Genomic DNA, 4,210 nt, shown 5'->3' with positions numbered 1-4,210 from the left:
TTTGTTTTCTATCTTCCCCAAGAATAAATGGCATATTAACATCTCCTTTACTTAATGTATTCGACATTAATATCCATTTTCTTCTAAATGTTCAAAACAAATTTAAAATTGTTAGACAGACTCACGTGCGGGTCATCGCATACGGCTCCTCCACTTTATCCCCGCTGGGGATGTAGTTCGTTGTAAATGTCCAAAAGAAAAACAAGTTTAATTTCGCGAAACCTTTCATTAGGAATCGCGAAGTGTACATGTTGGGTCATCGAATTTTTCCATCTTGTCATTGAAAGATGAGGTAGTTCACCCTCCCAATTCCTTTTTCTGAGCTCCCTGTGGAGCTTTCTTATTTTTTTCCAGCTTCTTAACTGAATCATCCTAAGTCTTCTTCGAATCCATGAGTCCAGCTGTTGAAACAGTTTCTTCGAAAATCCGATACCAAAGTACCTACCCCATCCTCTGATGATAGGATTCAGTCGATGTTTAACGAATTCCTCCAAATTAATTGTTTGGTTTCTTTTCGTTGTTTTCTTGATACTTTTCTTAAATTTCTTTACTGCTTTGTCTGATGGAGAATGGAAGTATCCTTTTTTAAAAACATATCCTAGAAAGATAAACGGCTCTTCAAAGTTGTCTACAATCTTGGTTTTATCCGGATGGACTTTCAGACCTAACTTTTCCTCTAATAGCTTCACTACTGTTCTTAGTACTCTTTCAGCACCCTTCCGGGACTTGCAACAGATGACGAAGTCATCCGCATACCTTGTAATACGGTGACCTCTTTCCATCATCATTTCATCAAGAGGATGCAGATAGATGTTTGCTAATAGCGGACTGATTACGCCACCCTGAGGACTGCCGGTGTCACTTTCATAGAAACATCCGTTCTCAAGGATTCCCGATTTTAAAAACTGTATGATTAGCGCTAACACGCTACTGTCCACAACTTCTACTTTGATTAAATCGATAAGTTTATCATGAGGAATAGAATCAAAGTATGTTTTTATATCGGCATCAATTACAAAGGTGTACCCTTCCATTAAATCCTTTCGGATTTTGTCTATCGCCATATGTGCACTACGGTTTGGACGAAATCCAAAACTACAGTCTAAGAATTTCTGTTCAAAGATTGGTTCAAGTATTCTTTTAGTTGCGGCTTGGAGAATTCGGTCTTCTACTGTTGGAATTCCTAGTGGACGTTTTGTACCATCAGCTTTTGGAATGAATACTCTTCTGACTGGTTTTGCACGATATGTTTTGTTACTCAAAGATTCCTGGAGCACTCTTAAGTTGTGTTCCAATTTTATTTCATACTCTTTAATCGTAACTTTATCCACTCCGTGTGAACCGCGGTTTTTCTTTACGTCATAAAAAGCTTGTTCCAGGTTTTGATAGTTCCATAATTTATCCATTAGACTGTACCACTTGCGTTTCTTTTTAGAATTTTCCACTACACGTAAGCTTCGTTTACCTATTAAATCATTCATGCATTCGTTTCCTTTCCCAATACAATATCAACTGAATAGGTAACCCAATGGCTGATATTTAATATTAGTACTTCGCCCTAAACAACCTACTTTCTTTCGGTCTCGATTCTTCGGCTATCAGCCTCATCGACTTCTGTTAAGTACATGACGAGTAAATAAGTTCGTATTGCTTTCTTCCATGGACAGACGGGCTTCGCATCAGTTCACTGCCTTTTGGGTCAATGTCTGCCTTACCAACTTCGTGATAAGTCACTTGTCTTTGTGGCATTTCCGACAAGTTTATTCACTACTATCCCCTGCTCTGACTTCTCACCCTCCATAGTCAATTTCTAGTCCATCCCGGTTTTGAAAAAGATTTACCACCTACGGTGGAGAAGATGAGATCTCCTTGGGTCACGTTCCTCGCCTTTCACTCGAAGCCAGTCCTCATAACTAATAAGATACAGAGTGGTATTGGACATCCCCATCCTTTGCAAGGTTATCCCATCTTACCAGCCAACATGGTTACAGCCACCTGTTCCGAGCTTTGCCTTCAGGTCCTCCGCACGAAATCTCACAATACTCGCACTACCTGTCAGCTGTACATTTCCGCCACAACGGCATGTTAGGGACTTTCACCCATTAGAGCGAGGCGCTGCCAAGCGCACAAAAAGCTTTACTCCTTAGTGAAGTAAAGAAAATGGAAGAAATTTAGAATGCCCAAAAACCCCTTAAAAATATTCCTATAAATCTTAGAAATATACTTAACTAATCGTAAGAAGAGACCGCCGAAGCGATCTTCATCTTTATCTAATCTGCCCCTATAGTTAAATAGAATTCTTCACAATACAAAAATATACCTACTTATTCATGAAAAGAGTGCTAGGTAATCCCATTAATGGCACTTACCTGGCACTCCCTAAAAATTATATTATTTAATTGCTAACTTTCTCTTTAACAATCTCCTTCTTCAACAATTCCTTCACTTTCTGATCAATTCTCTCAACCTCTGCTGATGAGTTCTTCCACCAGTTTCGACTCCAAATCCGTTCGATGGTCCAGCCTCTGCTTTCTAGGAACCGCTGGCGGTAAACGTCTCTTTCCTTCGCATTTGCGGAGCTGTGATACATGGCTCCATTGCACTCGATTCCCAATATATATCGGGAAGAATCCTGCGGGTGAACAATGGCCATGTCAATGCGGTAACCTGACATCCCTACCTGGGTGGTAACCTCATACCCGAGGCTTCGTAGTTGATGATACACTTGCTCTTCAAACGGTGAGTCGAAGTGTAATTCTTTTTCCTGTACATGGGTATTTACATTTTCATTGACTTCTTGGACAACAGCATTGATCTGCTCCACTTGTGAATTAGAAACAGCCCGTACATATTTTAGATAGGCCTTCAGTAATTTCGGACCTATTTGCGAAGTGCTTGCCACATTCAATTCTTCTGGCTCAATACTTGAAACCACCGTGATTCCTTCTTTAGCCCGTGTGACCGCAACGTTCATACGATTTTCTCCACCCTTTTGATTCAGCATCCCAAACCGGTTATACACCTTACCTTCCTCGTTTTTCGCATAAGCGATTGAGAAGAGGATAATAACCCTTTCATCCCCTTGCACATTTTCAATATTTTTTACAAAGACGCGTTCATCGAGATCCCTGGTTAACATTTGGTTGTAAACGGAGCTAAATTCCTCATCTTCACTCACTAGTTTATCAATCTGATCCTGAATTTTGGATTGCTGCTTGGAGTTAAACGTGATAATCCCTACGGTTTTTCCAGGCTGATTGATTAATATTTCTTTAAGAATGTTGACGACTTCAACTGCTTCCACTTCATTGGACTGGTTAACCCATCTTCCTTCGACTTTTTTCCATTTTATCGCTGGCGGATTTTTAAATGGAATCACATTGGGTGCTATTTGTACATGCCCGTTGTAAAATGCATGATTGGAATAATTGATTAACTCTTCATATTTAGAGCGATAGTGCCACTGAAGCAGCCTTTCAGAAAACCTTCTTTTCGCTAAATTTAGCAAACTAATGGAATCATCCGTATCGTATTCTTCCTCCTCATCATCGTCATTAACAAACGAGGACTGAAACAAATTAGACGGTGGGTAAAGGCCGTGGCAGTCGCTCTTGATCCTTAAACATTTCACGCTGCATTTTGAATACCTCAGGCATAAAGGACGCTGCATTCCATTTAATCTTTCCTCTATCACGTATTGTCATATCGAACATCTCCTTCATTCATCATTATATACGAACAAACGTTCTGTATGCGAACAAAAAGAAAGAGACCAATTTTAAGTGGTCTTTAGGTATTCTTATTCAATTAAAGGACCCATATATACAGTATGATTTTTGACCGTAATCATCGTAAATAACGAAACAAAAACAGTCCTTTTCTATCTTTGTTTACTAGTTATCTTCAGTAAGTAATTATAGTTTTCCATGAAAAAACGAATAAATTATAATTTAAAAAGGATTCCAAGCTAAAGTTGAAATCCTTATAATCTTAACTCCAACAAATTTAAATTACCCATATGATAATCCTTAATGTTATTAACCTAGTTATGGTAAAACTCCTTATTCCATTAAACTGCCCCTTTAGCATTCCTGTAGAGAGTTAATTATTGACTTTGATAAAAAAAGAGCTCCTCAGTAAGATATGAGTATAGACACCACTCTAACTCAAACCTTAGGAGGAACCCCTACTATGAAGTTTAAAATGCAAG

General features: G+C 38.9%; 3 protein-coding genes. All 3 read right to left on the bottom strand.

Annotated elements, in window-relative coordinates; all coding sequences use genetic code 11:
• Window positions 1-155: 155 nt before the first annotated feature.
• The 3 genes from ltrA to M3610_RS28205 all read right to left on the bottom strand — a co-directional run bounded on the left by ltrA (window position 156) and on the right by M3610_RS28205 (window position 3,704).
• Window positions 156-1,481, bottom strand: coding sequence for a group II intron reverse transcriptase/maturase (ltrA, locus tag M3610_RS27185; protein ID WP_251463591.1), 1,326 nt, complete (start codon window positions 1,479-1,481; stop codon window positions 156-158).
• A gap of 914 nt (window positions 1,482-2,395) precedes the next feature.
• The gene (locus tag M3610_RS27180) at window positions 2,396-3,508 is read right to left on the bottom strand and encodes an AAA domain-containing protein (protein WP_251463590.1); all 1,113 of its coding nucleotides are present in this window, start codon (window positions 3,506-3,508) and stop codon (window positions 2,396-2,398) included.
• 70 nt (window positions 3,509-3,578) lie between these two features.
• A complete protein-coding gene (locus M3610_RS28205; protein ID WP_285851505.1) occupies window positions 3,579-3,704 on the bottom strand; it encodes a hypothetical protein in 126 nt (41 codons plus the stop codon).
• Window positions 3,705-4,210: the final 506 nt, after the last annotated feature.

The sequence above is a fragment of the Neobacillus sp. MER 74 genome, from assembly GCF_023714155.1.
This window is presented reverse-complemented; position numbering and strand designations above follow the sequence as displayed.